General features: G+C 33.5%; 21 protein-coding genes and 1 riboswitch. Of the genes, 8 read left to right on the top strand and 13 right to left on the bottom strand.

All coding sequences use genetic code 11. The annotated features are described in order from the left end of the window. Positions 1 to 11 precede the first annotated feature (11 nt). Entirely contained in the window at positions 12 to 821 is an 810-nt protein-coding gene (locus HMPREF2642_RS03975) for a VOC family protein (RefSeq protein ID WP_030058802.1), read from the bottom strand. Between the two features lie 151 nt (positions 822 to 972). Then, positions 973 to 1,254, bottom strand: a complete 282-nt coding sequence (locus HMPREF2642_RS03970) for a GNAT family N-acetyltransferase (protein ID WP_002432606.1) — start codon at positions 1,252 to 1,254, stop codon at positions 973 to 975. A 154-nt stretch (positions 1,255 to 1,408) separates the two neighbouring features. On the opposite strand from HMPREF2642_RS03970, the gene HMPREF2642_RS03965 reads away from it, so the two are divergent. Beyond that, the gene (locus HMPREF2642_RS03965; protein ID WP_030058804.1) at positions 1,409 to 2,362 is read left to right on the top strand and encodes a metal ABC transporter solute-binding protein, Zn/Mn family; all 954 of its coding nucleotides are present in this window, start codon (positions 1,409 to 1,411) and stop codon (positions 2,360 to 2,362) included. Positions 2,363 to 2,417: 55 nt separating this feature from the next. Here HMPREF2642_RS03965 and aldA read toward each other — a convergent pair whose 3' ends face one another. Then, complete coding sequence (gene aldA, locus HMPREF2642_RS03960) at positions 2,418 to 3,842, bottom strand: aldehyde dehydrogenase (RefSeq protein WP_023351138.1); 1,425 nt, start codon at positions 3,840 to 3,842, stop codon at positions 2,418 to 2,420. A 158-nt stretch (positions 3,843 to 4,000) separates the two neighbouring features. After that, complete coding sequence (locus HMPREF2642_RS03955) at positions 4,001 to 5,050, bottom strand: YkvI family membrane protein (RefSeq protein ID WP_047796702.1); 1,050 nt, start codon at positions 5,048 to 5,050, stop codon at positions 4,001 to 4,003. 365 nt (positions 5,051 to 5,415) lie between these two features. Between HMPREF2642_RS03955 and HMPREF2642_RS03950 the strand changes: the two genes are divergently transcribed. Beyond that, the gene (locus HMPREF2642_RS03950) at positions 5,416 to 7,200 is read left to right on the top strand and encodes a cation:proton antiporter (protein ID WP_023351141.1); all 1,785 of its coding nucleotides are present in this window, start codon (positions 5,416 to 5,418) and stop codon (positions 7,198 to 7,200) included. 105 nt (positions 7,201 to 7,305) lie between these two features. Here the strand turns inward: HMPREF2642_RS03950 and HMPREF2642_RS03945 are convergent, their stop codons facing one another. The 9 genes from HMPREF2642_RS03945 to HMPREF2642_RS03905 all read right to left on the bottom strand — a co-directional run bounded on the left by HMPREF2642_RS03945 (position 7,306) and on the right by HMPREF2642_RS03905 (position 14,616). Continuing rightward, positions 7,306 to 7,494 (bottom strand): helix-turn-helix transcriptional regulator, encoded by a 189-nt coding sequence (locus tag HMPREF2642_RS03945; RefSeq protein WP_002432924.1) that lies wholly within the window; start codon positions 7,492 to 7,494, stop codon positions 7,306 to 7,308. A gap of 10 nt (positions 7,495 to 7,504) precedes the next feature. Next, on the bottom strand, positions 7,505 to 7,843 hold the full coding sequence (locus tag HMPREF2642_RS03940) for a hypothetical protein (protein ID WP_070597685.1): 339 nt from the start codon (positions 7,841 to 7,843) through the stop codon (positions 7,505 to 7,507). 251 nt (positions 7,844 to 8,094) lie between these two features. Further along, on the bottom strand, positions 8,095 to 10,059 hold the full coding sequence (locus HMPREF2642_RS03935) for a fructose-bisphosphatase class III (RefSeq protein ID WP_049427892.1): 1,965 nt from the start codon (positions 10,057 to 10,059) through the stop codon (positions 8,095 to 8,097). Positions 10,060 to 10,231: 172 nt separating this feature from the next. Then, entirely contained in the window at positions 10,232 to 10,846 is a 615-nt protein-coding gene (locus HMPREF2642_RS03930; protein ID WP_070597684.1) for an undecaprenyl phosphate transporter UptA, read from the bottom strand. A 117-nt stretch (positions 10,847 to 10,963) separates the two neighbouring features. Then, the gene (locus HMPREF2642_RS03925; protein ID WP_070597683.1) at positions 10,964 to 11,962 is read right to left on the bottom strand and encodes a HesA/MoeB/ThiF family protein; all 999 of its coding nucleotides are present in this window, start codon (positions 11,960 to 11,962) and stop codon (positions 10,964 to 10,966) included. Continuing rightward, entirely contained in the window at positions 11,962 to 12,729 is a 768-nt protein-coding gene (locus HMPREF2642_RS03920) for a thiazole synthase (RefSeq protein WP_002469896.1), read from the bottom strand. Before HMPREF2642_RS03920 ends, HMPREF2642_RS03925 begins: the two co-directional genes overlap by 1 nt. A gap of 1 nt (position 12,730) precedes the next feature. Then, complete coding sequence (gene thiS, locus HMPREF2642_RS03915) at positions 12,731 to 12,931, bottom strand: sulfur carrier protein ThiS (protein ID WP_049427897.1); 201 nt, start codon at positions 12,929 to 12,931, stop codon at positions 12,731 to 12,733. Next, on the bottom strand, positions 12,915 to 14,033 hold the full coding sequence (gene thiO / locus HMPREF2642_RS03910; protein ID WP_049427899.1) for a glycine oxidase ThiO: 1,119 nt from the start codon (positions 14,031 to 14,033) through the stop codon (positions 12,915 to 12,917). Before thiO ends, thiS begins: the two co-directional genes overlap by 17 nt. Further along, positions 14,026 to 14,616 carry a thiamine phosphate synthase gene (locus HMPREF2642_RS03905; RefSeq protein WP_070597682.1) on the bottom strand — a complete coding sequence of 197 codons (591 nt, stop codon included), beginning with the start codon at positions 14,614 to 14,616 and terminating at the stop codon, positions 14,026 to 14,028. Before HMPREF2642_RS03905 ends, thiO begins: the two co-directional genes overlap by 8 nt. Before the next feature lie 78 nt (positions 14,617 to 14,694). Beyond that, a riboswitch (TPP riboswitch) is annotated at positions 14,695 to 14,804 on the bottom strand. 467 nt (positions 14,805 to 15,271) lie between these two features. Between HMPREF2642_RS03905 and HMPREF2642_RS03900 the strand changes: the two genes are divergently transcribed. The 6 genes from HMPREF2642_RS03900 to HMPREF2642_RS03875 all read left to right on the top strand — a co-directional run bounded on the left by HMPREF2642_RS03900 (position 15,272) and on the right by HMPREF2642_RS03875 (position 21,475). After that, positions 15,272 to 16,543 carry a pyruvate MFS transporter gene (locus HMPREF2642_RS03900; RefSeq protein WP_070597681.1) on the top strand — a complete coding sequence of 424 codons (1,272 nt, stop codon included), beginning with the start codon at positions 15,272 to 15,274 and terminating at the stop codon, positions 16,541 to 16,543. A gap of 144 nt (positions 16,544 to 16,687) precedes the next feature. Next, positions 16,688 to 16,978 carry a putative quinol monooxygenase gene (locus tag HMPREF2642_RS03895; protein WP_002432496.1) on the top strand — a complete coding sequence of 97 codons (291 nt, stop codon included), beginning with the start codon at positions 16,688 to 16,690 and terminating at the stop codon, positions 16,976 to 16,978. A 183-nt stretch (positions 16,979 to 17,161) separates the two neighbouring features. Then, complete coding sequence (locus HMPREF2642_RS03890; protein WP_070597680.1) at positions 17,162 to 19,117, top strand: FUSC family protein; 1,956 nt, start codon at positions 17,162 to 17,164, stop codon at positions 19,115 to 19,117. A gap of 75 nt (positions 19,118 to 19,192) precedes the next feature. Continuing rightward, complete coding sequence (locus HMPREF2642_RS03885; protein WP_049427906.1) at positions 19,193 to 19,606, top strand: DUF2188 domain-containing protein; 414 nt, start codon at positions 19,193 to 19,195, stop codon at positions 19,604 to 19,606. Between the two features lie 144 nt (positions 19,607 to 19,750). Then, positions 19,751 to 20,446 (top strand): GTP pyrophosphokinase, encoded by a 696-nt coding sequence (locus HMPREF2642_RS03880; RefSeq protein ID WP_070597679.1) that lies wholly within the window; start codon positions 19,751 to 19,753, stop codon positions 20,444 to 20,446. Between the two features lie 156 nt (positions 20,447 to 20,602). Continuing rightward, entirely contained in the window at positions 20,603 to 21,475 is an 873-nt protein-coding gene (locus HMPREF2642_RS03875; RefSeq protein ID WP_023351151.1) for an alpha/beta fold hydrolase, read from the top strand. Positions 21,476 to 21,586 lie beyond the last annotated feature (111 nt).

Here is a 21,586-nt window from a genome sequence, read left to right as displayed (position 1 = left end):
GCCCTCTTTTTTTATGTGTTTAACACTAAATTTTTATCACCATGAATCTTAATGTCAAAGCCTTCTGGTGATGTTAAATGTTTAATCTCTGCATTAGGTTGATATATATCTACATGAGTTAATCCATATGATAGTTGATTATGTGTTCTTGCTATATTTGACTGCCAAGTATTCACCGCAATGTGGTGATGATATTTCTGCGTGGACATGAAGAGTGCTTGGGGGAAATTAGAAATTTGTTCTAACCCTAGATCATCAATATAAAATGCGCGTGCTTGTCCTAGATCATGTGTTTTAAGATGTAAATGCCCAATTATCCCATCTTCTGGCCAACCTTGCCATCCTTCTTTAGAACGTTGAGCAATTAAATCATTGGCATCAACTTGTAGTGTATCCATTTTGACAAATCCATCACTCCATTGCCATCCTTCATCAGGACGGTCTTGATAGACCTCAATGCCGTTACCTTCTGGATCATTAAAATATAAAGCCTCACTTACAAGATGATCGCCACCACCAACCGCGATATTGAGTTGGCTAGTATGATAAAGGAAGTTTGCTAAGTCAACACGCGAAGGGAGAAGGTAGGCGATATGGAATAATCCAGCTTCTCTAAATCCAGGTTGACGACCATCAATCAATCTATTCAAAGTTAATGTATGTCCATGTTTACCGATATAAAAAATGGTTTGTTGCTCAGTTTGTTTATTGATTGTAAAACCTAAAACATTAGAGTAAAAGTCAGTCATTGTATTTAAATCTTTAACGTTCAGAGTGATATTTGTAACTTGCGTTGCTTCTGATGAGTGAAAGGTATGCAAAGTGTAGTCCTCCTCAGATGAAAAAGTCATCTTCATTTAATATTTATACTAAGTATAATAAATATACTACTAGGAGGTGAAAAGAGCAAGTTTGAATCAAAAAAATTCCAAGAAGAATAATATCTCCTTGGAATGATTAAATATCAATGTATTAGCCTAAATATACATCTTGCGCGTGGTCGTCTTTTTCTAAAACATCTTTAGCAAATGGGCAAGAAGCAATGATTTTTAAATTATTATTACGCGCATATTCAACAACGCTATTCACTAATTTTTTCCCTAAACCTTGACCACCTAGTTCATCAGATACACCAGTATGGTCAATATCGATTTCATTGTTATCTACTTCTTTGAAAGTAATTACTGCTTGTGGATTATTCTCATCTTCTCCCACATAAAATTTATGATCGCCTTGTTTAATTTCTTCAGCCATTAACGTTCACTCCTTTAAAATGTTTATACATATATTTATCACTCTTTTTAAATTCTAAAACATGATTAATTTTTTAAAGGCTTAGCTATTGCTTTTTTAGAAGGTTATAGATATAGTGATAAACGAAATAATTACGCTTTGTGGAGGGCTCATTTTGAAAAGAAAGGCAATTATCTTTATTACGTTATCATTAATTTTAATATTAAGTGGATGTAGTAAGAGTATAAATTCTAGCAAAAAAGACAATGTCAATAGTCACAACAAAATGAAAATATATACAACCGTCTTTGCATTTCAAAGTTTTATAGAACAAATTGGCGGTAAATACGTAGATGTAGAATCTATTTATCCTCCAGGTGCTGATTTACATTCTTATGAGCCTACGCAAAAAGATATGATTAATATTGCGAAAAGTGATTTATTCATCTACTCTAGCGATGGCTTAGACCCAGTTTCAGCTAAAATAACTCAATCAATGGAAAATAAAAATATGAAATTAGCCCTTGCAAGCGATTTAAATCAAAAAGAATTAATCCATTCCGATGATCACGATGAAGATGAAGGTCATAATCATGCTGAAACTGAAAACGACCCACATGTTTGGCTAGACCCAGTATTAGATCGCATTTTCGCTGAGAAAATCAAAGATAAGCTTATTCAAAAAGATCCTAAACATAAGTCATACTATGAAAAAAACTATAAAAAGTTAGATAAAGATGTCGCAAATATCGATAAAAAGATGCAAAAAATCACTAAAAGCCCTAAACGTGAAAAAATTATTATTTCTCACGATTCTCTAGGCTATCTTACTCATCGTTATCATTTTAAACAAGAAGGCGTTAATGGAATGAATGATGAAGAACCAAGTCAGAAGAAGATATTGAGTATCGTGAAGAACATCAAAAATTCCAAGTCTCCTTATGTATTATATGAACAAAATATTACTTCTAAAATTACAGATGTGATAAAAAAAGAAACAGATACCCAACCTTTAAGTTTCCATAATTTAGCAGTACTTACTAAAAAAGAAAAAGACAATCAGTCAATCACTTATCAATCACTAATGAAAAAAGATATTGAATCGTTAGACAAAGCTTTAAATCAATAATTAAAAACCCTTTTAGAATGACATGTTCACTCTAAAAGGGTCTTTTCATATACTACTAATATCTTAAATAACTTACTGTAGTGTTATAGTACTCTTCAAAGCCGTGAATACCATCAGCGCCTCCTAAACCAGATTCGCGCCATCCTGCGTGATAACCGTTCACTACTTCTTCTGCTTCACAATTGGCGTAAACTTCACCAAATTTTAAACGTTCTGAAGCGGTCATTACTTCTTTAAAGTTTTCAGAGAAAATATATGAAGATAAACCAGCATTTGTATCATTAGCGTCATCAATCACTTGATCGAAGTCGTTATACGTTGTAACCGCTAGGACTGGTCCGAATATTTCTTCTTTAAATACACTATCTTCAGGATTTACATGATCTAATACAGTTGGTTCGTAGAAGAAACCATCACGTTGTAATTTTTGTCCGCCCAATACTAATTTGGCACCGTTTGTCACTGCAGTTTCGACTTTTTCATGAATACTATTGAGTTGAGTTTGGTTAATAATAGCTCCGTAATCTGAATTCTCATCGAGTGGGTCTCCTACAGTTAATTGACTCATTTTGTTAGAAACCTTTTCAATAAATTCGTCATGAACATCTTCGTGAACAAAGATACGTTCAGGGCATGTGCACACTTGACCAGCGTTATTAATACGAGCTGTGACAATATAGTCTACAGCTTTGTCGATATCCGCATGAGGTGTAACGATAACAGGTGCGTTACCACCTAACTCAAGGTTTACCTTCTTAACTGTTTGTGCTGCATGTTCATATACTGATTTACCAGCACGCATACTACCTGTAAGTGAGATGAGTTGAATATCTTCATGCGTTGCAAGTTGTGTTCCAACCGTTTCGCCAGTGCCTGGAACAATTTGAATTAATCCAGCTGGTATTGTTGAAGCACGGAATAGTTCAGCTAATTTTAATGTTAAAAGTGTCGTTTCTTCACTTGGTTTAATAACGACTGAGCATCCCGTAACAACAGCGGGAATAACTTTTCGCATTAAAACCATAATAGGGGCATTCCAAGGGACGATGCCCGCTGTGACACCAATAGGTTTCTTCGTAATTTGGATAATTTCGTTTTCTACGCTATTTTGAAGTACTTCGCCCTTATTACTCATACTTAAACTAGTCATATAATCAATAAATGCGATAGACTTATCAATTTCACCATAAGCTTCAGCTAACGTTTTTCCTTGCTCTTTCACATATAATTGTGCTATTTCATCGCGATTTTGTTCTAATAATGGAATGAGTAATTTTACATGTTCGGCACGTGTAGGTTGAGGAACGCGTTCCCATTCACGTTGAGCATGTTTAGATTTTTCAATTGCGTTATTGACTTCTTCTTTAGTCGCAAATGTAATTGTATCGAATTTTTCCCCTGTAGCAGGATTAATCACATCCATCGTTTCATTCGATTGACTCTCGATAAATTCATTATTAATAAATAGTTGATTTGTCATTTAAGACACCTCCACAATTTATATTCCCGAAATTTTTTATCCTAATTTTGAAAATGAAAAACATATGGAGAGTAATAATCTTTGAGAAATGTGAAAGGGAAGTAAGATACATTCAACAAAAAAGCCAGACGAGCATTAACAGCTCGCCTGACTCATATTTAGTGTCTAAGAAAACCTTTATATATGACAGGGATAAGCAAAATAAAACCAAATAGTCCCATAATTGGGAATACCTTACCAATCAGTGAGATAAATCCAATAAATGTACAAATGAAAGTAATGATAGCCATCATAATAATTAAACTAAAATAACGTTTTGTAAAGGGTTGGCTAAAACGTGTAGCAAATGCATACATTAGACCTACAACAGTATTATATATTACTAACACCATGATCACAGACATAATTGTGCCGATAGAAGGTGAAATCTGTTTTGCTAAGAGTAGCGATGGTAATGCCACATGTTTTATTTTATCGAACTCAGTAATTAATCCTAGATTAATCATTAGCAATAGGAAAGTAATGATGAGACCACCAATTAAGCCACCATAAACAGTCGATTTCTGAAACTTCAACTTACCACCCATAACTGTTAGAAAACTGAAAGCAGCTGCAATTTGTAGACTGGCGTAGTTGATTGCATCGAACCACCAACCTGGAGAAATTGATTTATTGTTATTAGAATATTGATTCGCGGCAGTAAAATCAATGTGACCAGTAACAAAATAATACACAGCAATCATTACTACTACAGCGACTAGGAAAGGTGTAACCCCACCAAGTACAGCAATTAATCGATCAAACTGTAAAAACAACGTGAGTAATATTAGCACTACTAAGATTAAAGAACTTAGCCAAAAAGGTATGCCAAAGCTCTCGTTAATTGTTGATGCACCACCTGCCGTCATAATAATAGCAAGTGAAAATAAAAATATAGTCAGTATGATATCGAAAACTTTTGCAATCAAAGGATGTAAATAGAAATTGATTGATTCAGAATGATTTTGAGATTTAAGACGGAAGCCAGTGTTTAAAACAAATATTCCACCTAAAGTAACGATAAGACCAGTAATGATAATTCCAGCGATACTATAGATACCATTACTTGTGAAAAATTGAAATATTTCCTGACCTGTCGCAAATCCAGCGCCAACGACCACGCCAACGAAAGCGAAGGCAACGATGATGGATTCTTTAACAGTATTCATTTAACATGCATATCCCTTCAAATTTATATATTTTAAAGATGTTGTATGTATTCATTTATTTTAAAAAATTGAAAAATCACATCTATCTATTGTAGATGATATAGACGAAAAAATAAACAGTAAAGTTCATCACATATGTACTATTGTATAAATGTGACGTACGATAATTTGACTTTAGTGTATAATTAATATGTATCATAAACTTAAGGTGCTCAGTAATTGTAAGTTTAATTTTAATCAATTTAATTATTTTTATACATTTACAAAAGTTTTAAGCAAATAATAATGCATTTATACATCATTTTTGATAGTATTAGGCAATATTGAATATATTAGGCAAGTAAATATATTAAGAAGGTGTTCATATGTCATTGGACTTACCCATTATGCTGATGATAGTTCTATTTCTAGCATTAGGGATTTTTAGTCAATGGTTAGCAGATAGAATTAAATGGCCATCTATAGTAGTTATGGCGATTGTTGGTTTACTCGTTGGCCCGATATTAGGTATCACTAATCCTAAAGAAGCGTTAGGATCTGAAGTGTTTAGTCCAATCGTTTCCTTAGCTGTTGCAATTATTTTATTTGAAGGTAGCAGTAATTTAGATTTTAGGGAACTTAAAGGAATTTCTAAAGCGGTTATTCGAATCATAACAGTCGGCGCAGTTATTGCATGGATTTTAGGTGCGATAGCCTTACATACAATCCTAAACTTTCCAATCTCCGTATCCTTTGTCATGGGAGGACTCTTTTTAATTACAGGTCCAACTGTGATTCAACCATTATTAAAACAAGCGAAAGTAAAGAGGAATGTTGACTCTATATTAAGATGGGAAAGTATTATTCTCGACCCAATTGGTCCGATGCTTGCATTGACAGCATTTTATATCTTCCAAATTATTGAACAAGGTATAAGTTTCATTGTTATTCTCATATTCGTACTGAAAATATTAGCCGTTGTCGTAATCGGCTTTGGTGCGTCATATTTATTTAATTGGTTCATACGCCAAGATATGATTCCACAAAATTTAATGCCACCTATCCAATTCGTTTTTATTCTCTTAACATTTAGTGTTTGTGATGCAATATTATCGGAATCTGGATTATTAGCGGTGACAATTTTTGGTTTAATAATGGCACGTAAAAAACGTCATGATTTAATCTTTAAAGAATCAGATCATTTCATCGATAATGCATCTTCTATATTAGTAAGTACAGTCTTTATTTTAATCACGTCATCACTTACGAAAGATGTATTACTTAATGTAGTATCATGGCAACTCTTTATTTTCTGTATTGTCATGATTGTCTTAGTTCGACCTATTTCAGTGCTTTTCTCAACATTTAAAACTGAAATTTCTAAGAAAGAACGAGCGATTGTCGCTATGATGGCGCCAAGAGGGATAGTCGTATTAACAGTGGCCCAATTCTTCTCAGGATTATTTATGGATGACAAAGTAGCTATGGCGAAATATATCACGCCCGTGACATTCGGCTTAGTATTTATTACCGTGGTCATTTATGGCTTTAGCTTTACACCATTAAGTAAATTATTCGGTGTCGCTAGTAATGAACCACCAGGTGTAATTATAGTAGGTGAGAGTGAGTTCTCATTCCACCTAGGCGTGAATTTACGAGATCATGGGATTCCAGTTATGATGTTCAATTTATTTGAAAATACATCTGAGAAAGCACATGAAGCGGGATTTGAAGTCTTCAAAGGTAATTTATTATCAAGTAATGATCGTATTTATTCCGACTTACTTCGATATAATAAATGTATCTTAATGACACAGTCATTTATTTTCAATAGTCTGGCATTTAATGAATTAGTACCAGAATTCGGTTTAAATAATGTTGATATGATGCCTGTTTCTTTCAATGATGAACAGGCGAGAAATAACTTGAGTGGTCCGATTCGTAATCATATTTTATTTGATGAAAATCACAGCCCACGCTGGTTTAATAATTACATTACACAACACAATATAGTAGAAGTGCCAGCAGAAGAGTACCATGAACTTACAGATAAAGACATGTTGATTTACTACATTAGTGAAGATAAAGAAGTCACATTCAAACGTAGTAATAGAGAATTACCAGAAAATGACACAGGGGTTTATGGTATTTTAAGAGATGCCCATGCATGATAATAACTGAGGTCATTTTAATGTAAACTAATAACCCGTAGATGAAGTTGAGTCATCTACGGGTTTATTTGTGATTCATTGATATGGTTAGGGCATAATGACCCATTAATAAGTAAACAACTCATCAACTGTAACTGAGAACTGTTTAGCTAATTTAAACGCTAATACTAATGATGGGTCATATTTGTTATTTTCAATAGCATTGATAGTTTGTCTAGAAACCCCAAGATTCTTACTTAATGTTTCTTGAGATATTTTCATCTTTTTACGATAGTACAAAATATTATTTTTCACTTTATTACCTTCAAGTTGAATATTTTTTCTTAGTATGATAATAGAATATTATTAAAAATCCTGATATTAAAATTAAATAATGTAACTCTGGATAATTGCTAAAAAATCTGGTGAAAACATTTTTTTGTGAGTCAGTAAAATCACAGACTTTTAATAGTATAGCAACAATCAAACTAAATACCGTCCATAATAATGTTTTGGCGAATATTTCAACGACCATTTGAGATTGTCTTTCGTCATATTTTTTATTTTTCACATCGGTTAAAATAGTTGGCAAATATTTGTTTATGATTATATTCCATAATACTCCAAAGACTAAGAATACTACTAATAAAAGAATAATTTTCATTAATTCCACTCCGTAATGTAAAAAGTTTTTGACATTATTATGATAACGTACTGACATAAAATGTCAAAAGAATTTTACATTTTGAAATGACTAAGATATAAAAAAGGTCATCCGGCTCCTGTGGGAATAGGGCGAGTTGAAAACTTGCTGAGCAAGATTGAGACCGTCCCCACGGAAAGCAAGATGACTTTTAAACAGAATTCACTTTATTTATGACAAGAAACTAAGGATTTTATGCTTAGTATTTCTATTTATTTTAAATATCTATCATGCATTAGAATTTTTAAGATATCAATTTGGTCTTGTAACTCTTTACCAACATTGGTATCTTTTATTTTTTTACGTTGCAATTCTTCATCTACAACACGCTTCACTGATAGCTCATCAGAACCATCTGATAATACCTTTTCTTTAGTATTGAACTCTTGATGAGCCACCAATTGCATACCGAATGAGTTATAAAGCAGTGTATATCCAGCAATACCCGTCGTGGATTGATAGGCTTTAGAGAAGCCGCCATCGATAACGAGCATCTTACCATCAGCTTTGATTGGATCTTCACCGTCGATTTCTTTAACAGGTGTGTGACCATTAATAATACGACCTTCATCTGGATTTAGTCCAAAGTCTTTCAACATTTTGCGAATCATATCAACATCTTCACGTAAGTGATAATATGGATTCTTCTCCTCTTTATGAGAAGCTTTGTCCTCTATAAAGTAGCGTTCAAATGTTGTCATTGCACGCTTACCAAATAGAGATGAATACTTACCAGTCCATAAATACCATACTAAGTCAGTAGATATATCATCAGTGATTTCTTTATGGTCGAAAGCTTTGCGTACATGATATTCAAAGACATCTAATAATTCACGTCCACTTAACTGCTCGCCCTCGATTTCGAAAGATTCCATTTCTCCATTTTCATCAACTGGGATACATCCATGAATCAGAAGATTGCCGTTGTATGGAAGATAAAGTTTACCTTCGCGCATCAAGAATGACATATGACGACGTAATTTCTCAGATTGTTGGAATGAAAGAAGTAATTTATCTACAACTTCCTCTTCTTCAGGCAGTAATTTCGCCGGATCGTTTCGGTCTACAGTTTGGAAACAAGTATCTTTAAGGGGATAAGTTTTGCCATAAACTGTAATTTCATTGTTGTCATAATCAATTTTTTCTAATACTAAACGTTCTTCCATTTCGAAAGAAGGGCGACGCTTAATAATAGGCATTTCGAGTTTAAATTGAATCATAGCAATCGCTTGATGTATTTTAGTGATTTGGCTTTCTTCACGTTTGGTTAAACTTGCATCTTTATCAGGACGTTTCTTAGGCTTGAAAGCAGGGTTCTCAGCGTCGTAATACTTTTCAGCTAAAGTAAGTAAAGGACGTAAGTTAATGCCATAAGCATCTTCAATAATATCTAAGTTATCATAGCGTGCACAGATACGAAGTAAGTTAGCTAAACATACTTTAGAGCCTGCATAAGCGCCTATCCACAACACATCATGGTTACCCCATTGAATATCAACTGAATGATAGTTAATGAGCGTATCCATAATCTTGTCTGGTTTCGGTCCACGGTCATAAATATCACCAACTACGTGAAGATGATCGACTACAAGACGTTGGACGGTATATGATAAACCGATAATAAGATCATCAGATTGCTCTAATTCAATAATTTGATTAACTAAAGTTTCATAATAGGGCTTCTTATTATGAAATTCATTACTTTTATATAGTAACTCTTCAATAATATAAACAAATTGTTCAGGCAAAGCTTTACGTAGTTTAGATCTTGTATATTTTGATGAACAATATGTAATAAGTTCTATCAGACGTTCGATAGTAGTGATATACCATACGTTGAGTTTACCTATGGAATCAAAATTATTTTTTACTAATTTTAATTTTTCTTCTGGATAATACACTAAGGCTGCTAAGTCATCAATCTCTTGTTGAGATAATTTATTTTCGAATATATCATTGATTTTTGCGCGAACGTTTCCTGAACCATTACGTAAAACGTGTTGGAAAGATTCATATTCACCATGTAAATCACTCACAAAGTGTTCTGTGCCTTTAGGTAATTCTAAGATAGATTCTAAATTAATGATCTCTGTTGCTAATTTCTCAGCACTATCAAATTTTTGAGAGAGTAAATCTAAATATTTTTGTTTCATTTCACTTTCAGTAATAGGAGTCATGCTTAGTCACCTCTGTTAAATATTTCCATCACATATGCATTATTTTAAAAAAGTAATGCGCTTACATAAATTATCTTTAAAATGTAGTGTTTTTTCAATGATAGCGTACTAAAAATTTTAATTTGTATGAAAAAAGCTGAGTAAACCCTAAAAAAGGATTACTCAGCTAAACTTATTTAACATTTTTGCGTCTTTTCATGAAGTAACGGATAACGAAGTAAATAATAGCGATAATGATGATGACATACATGATACGTGAGTATGTATGAATGCCAATCATAAGAGCACCGAAACTATCACTTAATAAGCGTCCAAGTAAAATAAGTGCGAAATTCCAAATTGTTGTTCCTAATAAGGAAAGGATAGTAAATTGAACTACATTCATACGGTTAATGCCAGCTGGTATAGTAATCAGCACACGTAATACTGGTACGAAACGACATAAGAAGACAGCCCATGCGCCATATTTTTTAAACCAATCATTGGCGCGTTTTAAATCTTTGCTTTTTAATTTCATCCATTTACCATGACGGTCCACAAATCGATATAATTTTTCCTCAGATATAAGTCTACAAATATAGTACAAAATGAGTAGACCAATAAACGAAGCTATAGTAGCAATAATTAATAGTGTCCATATAGATAAGTGGGATTTCACTGATAGTAAACCAGCAAAGGTAAGAATAATCTCTGAAGGAACTACAGGTAAGACGTTCTCTAATAAGATTAAAATAAATATAGCGGTATAGCCCCACTTACTAATAAACTCTGTAATAATCTGTTCCATTAATAACTCGTTTCTCCTTTAAATTAAGCAATGTTAATACATTGTATGTTAATTATAATAGATAATAACAATAATTGCTTAAAATTGATAATAAAGGCAAACCTGATTTGTACGAAATTATCGAATAGATTTGATTAAAGTATGATATAAACCACTAGCTTCTTCATCACTATGAACCCCGTAAGCATTCATGCGTCCATCTTTAAATAGAGTAAATTCATAATTTTCATATTTGATAAGTGTAGCGAATGAAGTAGCTTTTACAATATTTCCAGGGAAATGATTTGAGTAATCAAATGCATGTTTAGGCATTCTAAATAGGTACGTATGACCACACATTTGCTCAATAGTATTTTCTTGTTTTGTTTCTAATAAGTCATATTGATGGTTTTCACACACTGGGCATTCATTATTTTTCAATATATCTACGTTCATCGCTTTATAACTAAGATCAAACGCATCGATGGTAATCATTTGCTTTGAAAATCCTTTTCCACTTAAGTAGCGAATCACTTCAGCCACTTCATAACTTGCTACAATTGAGACAATAGGTGGGAGAACACCATTAATAGCACAACTTTCTCCAGTCTCAGGTATGGTTTGCATGAGACATTTTAAACAAGGACCTTGGTAATCAATGCCGTAAACAGTTCCTTTACTACCAACAGCTGCTCCATAGACCCACGGTATTTCATACTTATGACACACTTCATTTATGAGAAATCTCACTTTAAAATTATCCATTCCATCAATAATGATGTCTGGATTAATCTCACTTACTATATCCTCAATATTTGAAGAAGTGACTTCAACATCATAAGCAGTAAGAGTGACTTCTGAGTTGATTTGACTCACCTTATTTTTTACAGCTTCAACTTTAGAAACAAGATGATAGGCATCTTCTTCGTCATAAAGCGTCTGACGATGTAAATTTGATGTTTCAACGATGTCCATGTCTATAACTGTAAGATGATTAGCACCCATGCGAGCAAGCTGGTCTATGATATGGCTCCCTAAAGCTCCAGCACCAAAGACAAGTATTTGTGATGTAGAGAGTTGATGTTGTCCGTCTTCGCCAAAAGGGTGAAATCTCGTTTGTCTATCGTAGCGTGACATTATAGAAAACCTAAACCTTCAGTAGGGCTTGATGCTTGTGCAGTATATTTTACTGGTATTCGTCCAGCTTCGTATGAAAGTCTACCCGCATTAATTCCAAGCTTCATTGCTTCAGCCATTTTCACAGGATCTTTAGCTGCAGAAATCGCTGTGTTGAGTAATATACCGTCAGCGCCTAGCTCCATTGCATGACATGCATCTTTCGGTGAACCGATACCTGCATCAACAATAACCGGTACATTAGCATTTTCAATAATATAACTTAAATTAAGCGGATTATTAATACCACGACCAGTTCCAATAGGGGACGCAAGTGGCATGACTGCATGTACACCTAGTTCTTCCAAACGTTTCGCCAAGACGAGGTCATTTGAGATATATGGACATACGATATATCCTTTTTCTAAAAGTACTTTACAAGCTTCATATGTTTCAAATGGATCAGGAAGTAACGTTTCGTCATCGCCAATAACTTCAACCTTTATCATGTCACATACACCTGCATGGTTAGCAATTTCAGCAATTCTAATTGCTTCTTCAGCTGTTTTAGCACCTGCTGTATTCGGGAAAGTAATAAAGTCTTTTAAGTTAACGTTAGCTAAAGGATTAGGTAAATCACGATCATATAAATTCATACGACGAACAGCAAAGGTTAAAACATTGGTTTCTGAAGCTGCAATCGCTTGTGATTGAATATCTTCATTGTCAAATTTACCAGTACCTAATAATAAACGAGATTGTAATTCTAAATTTCCAATTTTAAACATTTTATCCGCCTCCAACAATTTCTAATAATTCTAATCGATCATATTCTCTAACAGTATGTTCATGATACTTATCTTGTTTAATTAATTCTTTATTGAATTCAACGATAACGCGCTTAGGATCTAATTCTAGTGCTGTTAAAACATCATAAATTGATTGTTCTTGGTCAAAGCTGAATGAGTCTCCGTTAATAATACACTTCATAATTGCTCCTCCTTTTCACACTAAAGCTTGAGTAACGAGGTGGTTTAATGCCAGAAATTAACCAATTTGCTATATCGCGTCCAATTACGGGAGATAATAAAATCCCATTACGATAGTGTCCTGTAATAACGAACAAGCCATCATCAATTTGATCCATCATTGGCATTTCATTATTCGTGTAAGGACGAACACCTGACCATTCTTTAAGTACACGACTATTCTTAAGTTCTGGAACACGAGCGCTTGCATGATCTAAAAGCCAATTTAAACCGCCTTCTGATGTGCCTACAGAGTAATTGTTAAATTCACTTGTTGCTCCTATTAAGAAACGATTGGGTTGTTTTGGAACGATATAACATCCATTAGTCATAAATAATGTCTCTTTAAGATCTAGTTCATCATGTTCCAGTAATAGAACTTCGCCTTTAACTCCAATGACTTCTCTAGGAAGAGAGTAGTTTTTTAATAGTTGAGAGGACCAAGCACCACTTGCAACGATCACTTTATGTGCTTCAATAGGTGACATTTGGTCAGTACACACAGCGTAGTAGCCATTTCTTCTATCAATCGATTGAACCTCTTGGTGATAATATCGTGTGATGTAATGTTGTTGTAGAGATTTAAACAAAGCTTTCGTGTATTTATTAGCATTGATTTGACCATCACTAGGTATATGAATTGCGCCATAAGCTGGTTCAACATTCGCATTGGTAAGCTGTATAAGTTCATCATTGGATAGTAGCTTGACACTAGAATCCATTTGTCTATGGAACTCATATTGACGTGTGAGTGATTCGAGGTCATCTTCTTGGTTAGCAATCTTAATAAGTCCTGAATCTTTGAACTGTATGTCGATTCCAGTCTCATTTAATAAAGATTCGCTTAATTTAGGAAACATCCCACGCGATTCAATGGCTAATTTATATAAATCGTTATCTTCAGTAAATTCATTTTGTGCTCCTAACATGCCTCCAGCTTTATATGAAGCATGTTTACCTGGAACATCTCGGTCGATGATCGCGATGTCATAATTTGTTGCGCTTAACTGTCTAGCAATTGACATACCTATGACACCAGAGCCAATAATAAGTACATCATGCATGTTGTGACCACTTCCTTCTTAATTCCTTAATTTCATTTAAAGACGCATTCATGAAAAATGAAATAGCACAAATACCATCAAATCCATATTCCAACTTTGAAATCGTATGTTCAGAAATTCCTCCGATAGCATAAATAGGTATAGGTAGATTTAATGCTTCTACGATTTCATCATGTGAACGTGGCGTGTCATGCGGATGTGAGGGAGTAGGGAAAATATGACCGTAAAAAACATAATCAAGTCCTTCATCTATACATGTATAAATAGTATCTATGCTATGTGTGGACATACCCACTTGGATTTCTGGATGTAATTTTTTATATGCAAAAGCTGTTTTAACATTTTCTTTAAAATGAATACGACTAAGGTTTAATTCTTCTAATAATGCCGTGTCACTATGAATAATCATTTTATCCTTAGGAAAACCTTGGTTAATGAGTTGAATCAAAATCTTCTTTAATTCATTTTTTGGCATAGACGTTCGAAATAATAGGGCATCAATGCCTTCCTCGATATTTAAGAAGTGTTCTAAGTCTTGTGTTGTAAGTGTCTTATCGTAAGTTATTGCGATAAATATGTGCATCACCTCAAATTTATAAATAAAAAAACGCTACCTCCCTGAATGGGAAATAGCGCTTAAATCATCTATATAAGTCCTAAAACTCTCTTGTCGCCACTTCCCTACGCCAGTATGAACTGGATCAGGTTCTAGGAATTATAAAGTCACTTCTTTACTCTCAGCCCTAAACAAAGGCACTTCCAGTGGATTTATATGAAATTGTATCAAAAAAATTTCAAACGTTTTCTTTGAATTCAGTTTACTATTTTTAGGAATATTCTTCAAACTTCTTTAGCTTTTATTAATCATATTCAATTTATGCATAAAATTACATATATGCTTCATATAATGAATAAAAAATAATTAATTTAATGTTTTAAGCTACTCAATTTTATAAAAAATATGGTTTTAGACACCATTATATAAGTGAATCTAAATCACATGCTTAAAACTGGAGATTCCAGTAAAATATACGAAAAATATACATTTTTTAAAGAAATTTCGTCTAAACTATTGTAACCGTTTTCACAACGTGCTATATTATATAAAAATTGTAGCGCTACAACTTAAAAAAGTTGTTCTAAAAAGGGTAGTTTTAACAGTCATCGCAGGGAATTTCTGAAACTTAACGACATCTTATATAGAAACAACATAATTTAAATGGAAGTAGGAAACAAATATGAATGAAAAACGCAGTAATGTACGCTGGTATTTTGCAATTGGGTTCTTTCTCATCGGCGTAATTGCATATATGGATAGGTCTAATATTTCATATATTGCAGCTCCAATGATGAAAGATTTAGGTATGACAAAAACACAATTTGGTTTATTAGCCTCATTTTTCTCACTAGGTTATGCATTTATGCAAGTGCCTTCTGGAGTGTTAGCTGAGAAATTTGGTCCTCGTAAAATGATTACTATAGCTCTCGTATGGTGGAGTGCATTCACAATTTTGACAGGTATGATTAAACATCACGGTTTATTATATTTTGTAAGATTTTTATTCGGTGTCGGCGAAGCCCCAATGTACCCATCGAATGCCGTATTTAACTCATTTTGGTTTGCTAAAAACGAAAAAGGAAGAGCTTCGAGTGCTCTTCTAGCTGGGTCTTATTTTGGACCAGTACTAGCACCGATTATCACAATTGCAATTGTTAATGCCTTTAACTGGCAAGCAGTATTTTATATCTTTGGTGCAGTTGGTATTGTTATGGCTATCTTATGGGCAATCATTGCTAAAGATTTACCTGAGCATCACAAAATGGTAAGTGAAGCGGAGAAGAAATATATCACTGAGCATCGTGATATTGTTGCAACTGAAAAGTCTTTACCACCCTGGAAACGTTTCTTAAGTCACTTTAGTTTCTATGCAATTGCACTACAATATTTTGTAGTACAATTCGTTATCGCATTATTCTTAATTTGGTTACCAACATATTTGGCTGAGCAATATCATGTGGATTTCAAAGATATGGCAATCAGTTCATTACCATGGTTGTTTATGTTCTTCCTAATACTCTCAGCTGGAGCAATCTCAGACAAAATTTTAAATTCTGGGCAGTCACGATTTGTAGCGCGTGGTGCGATTGCTATCGCTGGATTTGTAGTGTTCTCTGTATCAATCTTTTTAGCAGTTCATACTGATAACTTATACATGACAATTGTTTGGTTATCCTTATGTTTAGGTGGCGTAGGTATTTCAATGGGTATGAGCTGGGCAGCAGCGACTGACCTTGGTCGTAACTTCTCAGGCACAGTGTCTGGTTGGATGAACTTATGGGGGAACATCGGCGCATTAATTAGCCCATTACTTGCCGGTATAGTAGTAGATCAACTAGGTTGGTCAATGACATTACAATTATTAATTGTTCCTGCAGTTATTGCTGCTATTCTATGGTTCTTCGTTAAACCAGATCAACCACTTGTTGTAGATGAAGAACAATCAAATTAATATTTTTATCTTGAACATACTAAGATTCCCAAACCACTCATCTTAGTATTTTTTTTATTTACTTCTGAATTTACAAGAGTTTAAAGCATGATGTTTCAGGTTATCTATGTATTAAACTGTTAAGAAGCTGAGGAGATTATTCAAATGATTATCATTAATGCTAAGATTAAAGTTGATGAAAATAAACGCGAAGATTACTTACAATTAATGGCTGACTTAGTGGAACATTCTAGACAAGAAAAAGGAAATTTATTCTATCATCACTATGAAGATGTAAGCGAAGCGAATACATTTGTGGTGGTTGAAAATTATAAAGATGAAAATGCTGTTGAAGAACACAATCAATCTGAACACTTCCAAACATTTAGCCAAAATATTAGTAAATTTATTACTGAGGAACCTAAGATAGATGTAAGTCGAACAGTAGAAAAATAATTCAATTCGCACGTTCAACATAAATGAATAATCAGTGTTATAATTGGTAAGTAAATGCAACACTTATGAACATCATAGATTATAAAAAATGAACGAGACAATGTTATTCAACTCATAAAATTAAATTGTCTCGTTCTTTCTTATGTTCTTATTTGGGGATGTAAATTAGAAAGGAAGATTAAAGTGAATCACGTACTTAATTCACTGACCCGTGTTGATAAATCTAAAATTGATTATTATAAAGGGTTAAGACAAGGATTATTACTTATTATACCTGCTTTAATAGGCTATTTTTTTGGATTTTTCAATTTTGGCTTATTAATATCAACAGGTACACTTGCACATGTCTATGTGTTTAAAGGCTCAACGCAATCTATGTTAAGAACAGTTATTATCTGCTCACTGTCGTTCTCACTTTGTATGATGTTAGGTACGTTAACGATTATACAGCCGATAGTATTTGGTCTTATCTTACTTGTTGTCGTTGCGGTACCGTATTATATTTTTAATGCACTCAAAGTAGCTGGACCGTCTTCTACCTTCTTCTTAGTAACATATTGTTTGCCTATTAATTTACCTCATGCGCCAGAAGAAGCATTACTACGTGGCTTAGGCATTCTTATTGGTGGTATATTAGCGACAATAACTGTAATGTTAACCATCTTATTTACCAAAGTTAAAGCAGAAGATAGAGCGATTAACGCGGATTTTGCTACAATTCATAACTTGTTACATCATTATAATGACCCTGAAGCGTTTAAAACATACGCGAGAAATGCTGTAACTGAATTTAGAACATCGGAAAAGCTCCTTATCACTTCTACATCAGGTGGTAATGGAAAGTTAAGTTCACGTTTCCAAAAGTTAATACTCCTACATACTGCAGCACAAGGTATCTATTCAGAGTTACTCGAATTAAATGAGAAAAATGTTCGTCCTATTCCACAAGATCTTATTGAAATGATGGATCATATTTATAATGGAATACAACAACCTCGAACTTCAAGACCATGGACAAAGCCTGTGGACGTACCTTCAGAATTTGAAAATTTATTGAATCATATATTGAAAATCGATGAAATGGTACATGCGAACGACAATCAAATTGAACATGAAGCCGATATTCGCAAACCACTCTATAGTAAACGTATTTATCAAAATTTAACTTTTGATTCAATCGTCTTCAGAAATGCGCTACAATATACGGTTATTATGGCTATAGCAATATTTATTGCGCTAGGATTTAATATTCAAAAGGCTTATTGGGTACCACTTTCAGCACATACTGTATTACTCTCAAATATGACGACAATCCGTTCACTTGACCGTGCATTAGCAAGAGGAATAGGTACAATTATTGGCGCCCTTATTTTGTCAGGCATATTAGCCTTAAACATTAATCCGTTAATTGCAATATTAATCATGGGTGTTTCAGCAGTGATGACTGAAGCGTTTGTTGCGGCAAACTATGCATTTGCTGTTATTTTCATTACTACTCAAGTAATTATGCTGAATGGTCTAGCTTCGCATAACTTAAGTATAGAAATTGCTTATACACGTATTATCGACGTTATATTAGGTATTGTCATAACTGTTATAGGGATATTCTTAGTTGCCAGAAATACGGCCTCCTCAATGTTACCAGGAGCGATTGCAGAACTAGTTCGTAAAGAAGCCACGCTATTTCATTATTTATTTTCTAAAAATAAATACGAAACGAATGAAGTAGATAAGGGAGAACGTTTAAATTTAAACGTAAAAATCAGCAACGTCACTCAAATGTATAATTCTGCCAACGGAGAATTGTTCAGTAATAAAGAGGTTGTGCGATATTATTATCCAAGTATCTTTGCGTTAGAGGAAATTAGTTTTATGTTAGAAAGAGCGATGAATAACAAACATCGTATAACTATCGATGATGAGCAAATGGGCGAGTATCTCTTAGCGTTTGAAAATATTGCCAAGCATTTCCAACTACAAGGCAGTTTAGAGGAAAGAGAGTTAAGTCATTTACCTCAATATAATTATATTCGATCAGCATTAATTAATATTCAGCGTAACAGTGTTCACGCACGTAAAGATATCACAGAAAATGAGGAAGAACATCATACTTCAAATGACTCTCAATCAAAAGGTTAGTAAGTGAACCTTTCGTTTAATAACTCATGATAGTGGTAAATACTATTAAAAGTTATTTTATTGGGAGGTAAAGTTATGCCTTGGACAATGGACGATTACCCACAAAGTTGGAAAAATTTCGATGAACTTGAACGTAAGAAGGCAATAGACATCGGAAATGCTATGCTAAAAGATGGCTATAAAGAAGGCGACGTGATTCCTATTGCTACACAACAAGCTGAAAAATGGTATAAAGATGCGTCTAAGGAAGCATTAGATGAATTAAAGAATAAACATATCACACAACACCAGAAAGATCAGTCAGCTAATCCAAAATTAAATGACGAAAATATACATGTTTATTACGAAGACAATGAATGGAAAGTTAAAACTGAAGATGCTAAACAAGCTTCAGATACATTCGATCAAAAGCAAGACGCCGTGAAACGTGCGAACGAGATTGCTGACAATAAAGGAACTAAAGTCATCGAACATAAAAAAGATGAATAGATTAAATTGAACTGCGTAAGTGCTCATACTTATGCGGTTTTAGTTTGCTTACTTAAATGAGGCGAAAGTATGATGGGCTAACGTTTCTCTATCGATTTCAATTCCGATATAATGGAGGTGTATAGAAAACGGAGGTCGAGATATATGTACGTAGAAAGAAAGCCTTCATTATATGTCGAAGACTTAAGAAATGAATTCAAAAATAGTTTAAATAACTTTCAGGATAGTGAGGCAGCATTTGATACACTATTAAGCTTTGTTGAACTAGACCATGTGTATTCTTCCGCACTTAAAGAAATTAGTACGAAGTTAAGTATTTTAGATGAAAATTTTAATTATCAATTTAAACATAATCCCATACATCATATGGAAAGACGAGTTAAAGAAATGCACAGCTTAGTTAAGAAACTAAGTCGTAAAGGGCTTGAAGTGAGTGCACAAAGCGCCAAAGAGAATATCATGGATATTGCAGGTATTCGAGTGGTTTGTAATTATTTAGATGATATTTATGTGATTGAACAAATGCTACTCAAACAAGAAGACGTTAAATTGTTGAAGCGAAAAGATTATATTGAACATCCCAAAGAAAATGGCTATCGTAGTTTGCATATTGTGGTATCCATTCCTGTCTTTTTAGCTGATGCTGTAGAAGTGACGCCAGTAGAAATTCAAATTCGTACAATTGGTATGGATATGTGGGCAAGTTTAGAACATAAGATTCGATATAAGAATGACGCAGACACTGAAAAGTATAAAGGATTACTTGAACAATGTGCGACTGATATTACAAATGTTGAAAGTAAGATGCAACAAATCCATTCAGAGATATCGAGTAATTAAAGTGTATTATAGAATGAATTTTATTAACCATCTGGTCACACAGATGGTTTTAATTATGTTAAATTCAATAACCACTTTATTTTGGCTATATTTATATAAAAATTATTTATATGTTATTATTATTTTAATTGATATATTAGAAATACGAGGTTATTTATGATTAAGCAGAATTTTACAACTAAGGTTTATCCACTGAAACGATTTAAAGATGAATATAGCGAAGTCGCATACGCAGGAGATATGAATTCTAATAATGTAATTGTCTTTATCCACGGAGCATTATTAACTTATAAAATAATGACAATGTTCGAACCCTATTTTAGAGAATATAAAATGATCTTTGTGAATTGTCCTAGTAGAGGAAAGAGTTCTGATTTAGACAGGGATACACACACGCTTGATGATTACTCTGAACGTATTTATGATGTCTTAACGCAAGTGGTTGAGGAACAACAAATTCACGAATTAAGTATCGTCGGTTATTCAATGGGAGGTATGATTGCAACGCGTCTACTTAAATACAATACTCTCCCCATTACTCATCTTATTTATTTACATAGCGCAGCTAAAATTACCCCAGATGCTAGTATGCTCGCGCGTCTATTTACAAATAATAGTAAGAGGGATATTTTGAAGGACGAAGTGAAAGCAGTTAAAAATCTTCCTCAATACATCTTGAACAAAACCATTTATGCTCATAAAGAGAATGCGTTAGATTTAATACAATTTGTCGCTCCAATAAAAACCATCATTACCGACATACTCTATACTATTAAGACAGATTACTTACCCGATATAGATGAAATAAAGCAGTTCCCTAAAATCATGTTCATGTCTGGTAAAGAAGATCAAATTATTCCATACACAGATTCACAAGCCACACTTGAAAAGTTTAAACAACTGGGTGGTGAAACAAAAGAAATATTATATCCAGGAATAGGTCATATCGATTTTCCTAGTGTGTTGGAAACAACTTCTAAAGATCAAATAGGCGTAGTAGACCATATTAAAAATTGGATTTCGAATTAAATGAAAAAGTAAGACGGAAGGGCGTCTTAAACACATTTCTGTGTCGAAGTTTCCAAAACTTAAATAGAAAACAGATACTAACCTTGACGTAATATTACGTTAAGGTTTTTT

Origin of the sequence: Staphylococcus sp. HMSC055A09 (genome assembly GCF_001809655.1) — a bacterium.
GTDB classification, from domain to species: domain Bacteria; phylum Bacillota; class Bacilli; order Staphylococcales; family Staphylococcaceae; genus Staphylococcus; species Staphylococcus capitis.
The sequence above is the reverse complement of the archived record's forward strand: the minus strand, read 5'-3'. Positions and strand labels throughout refer to the sequence as shown.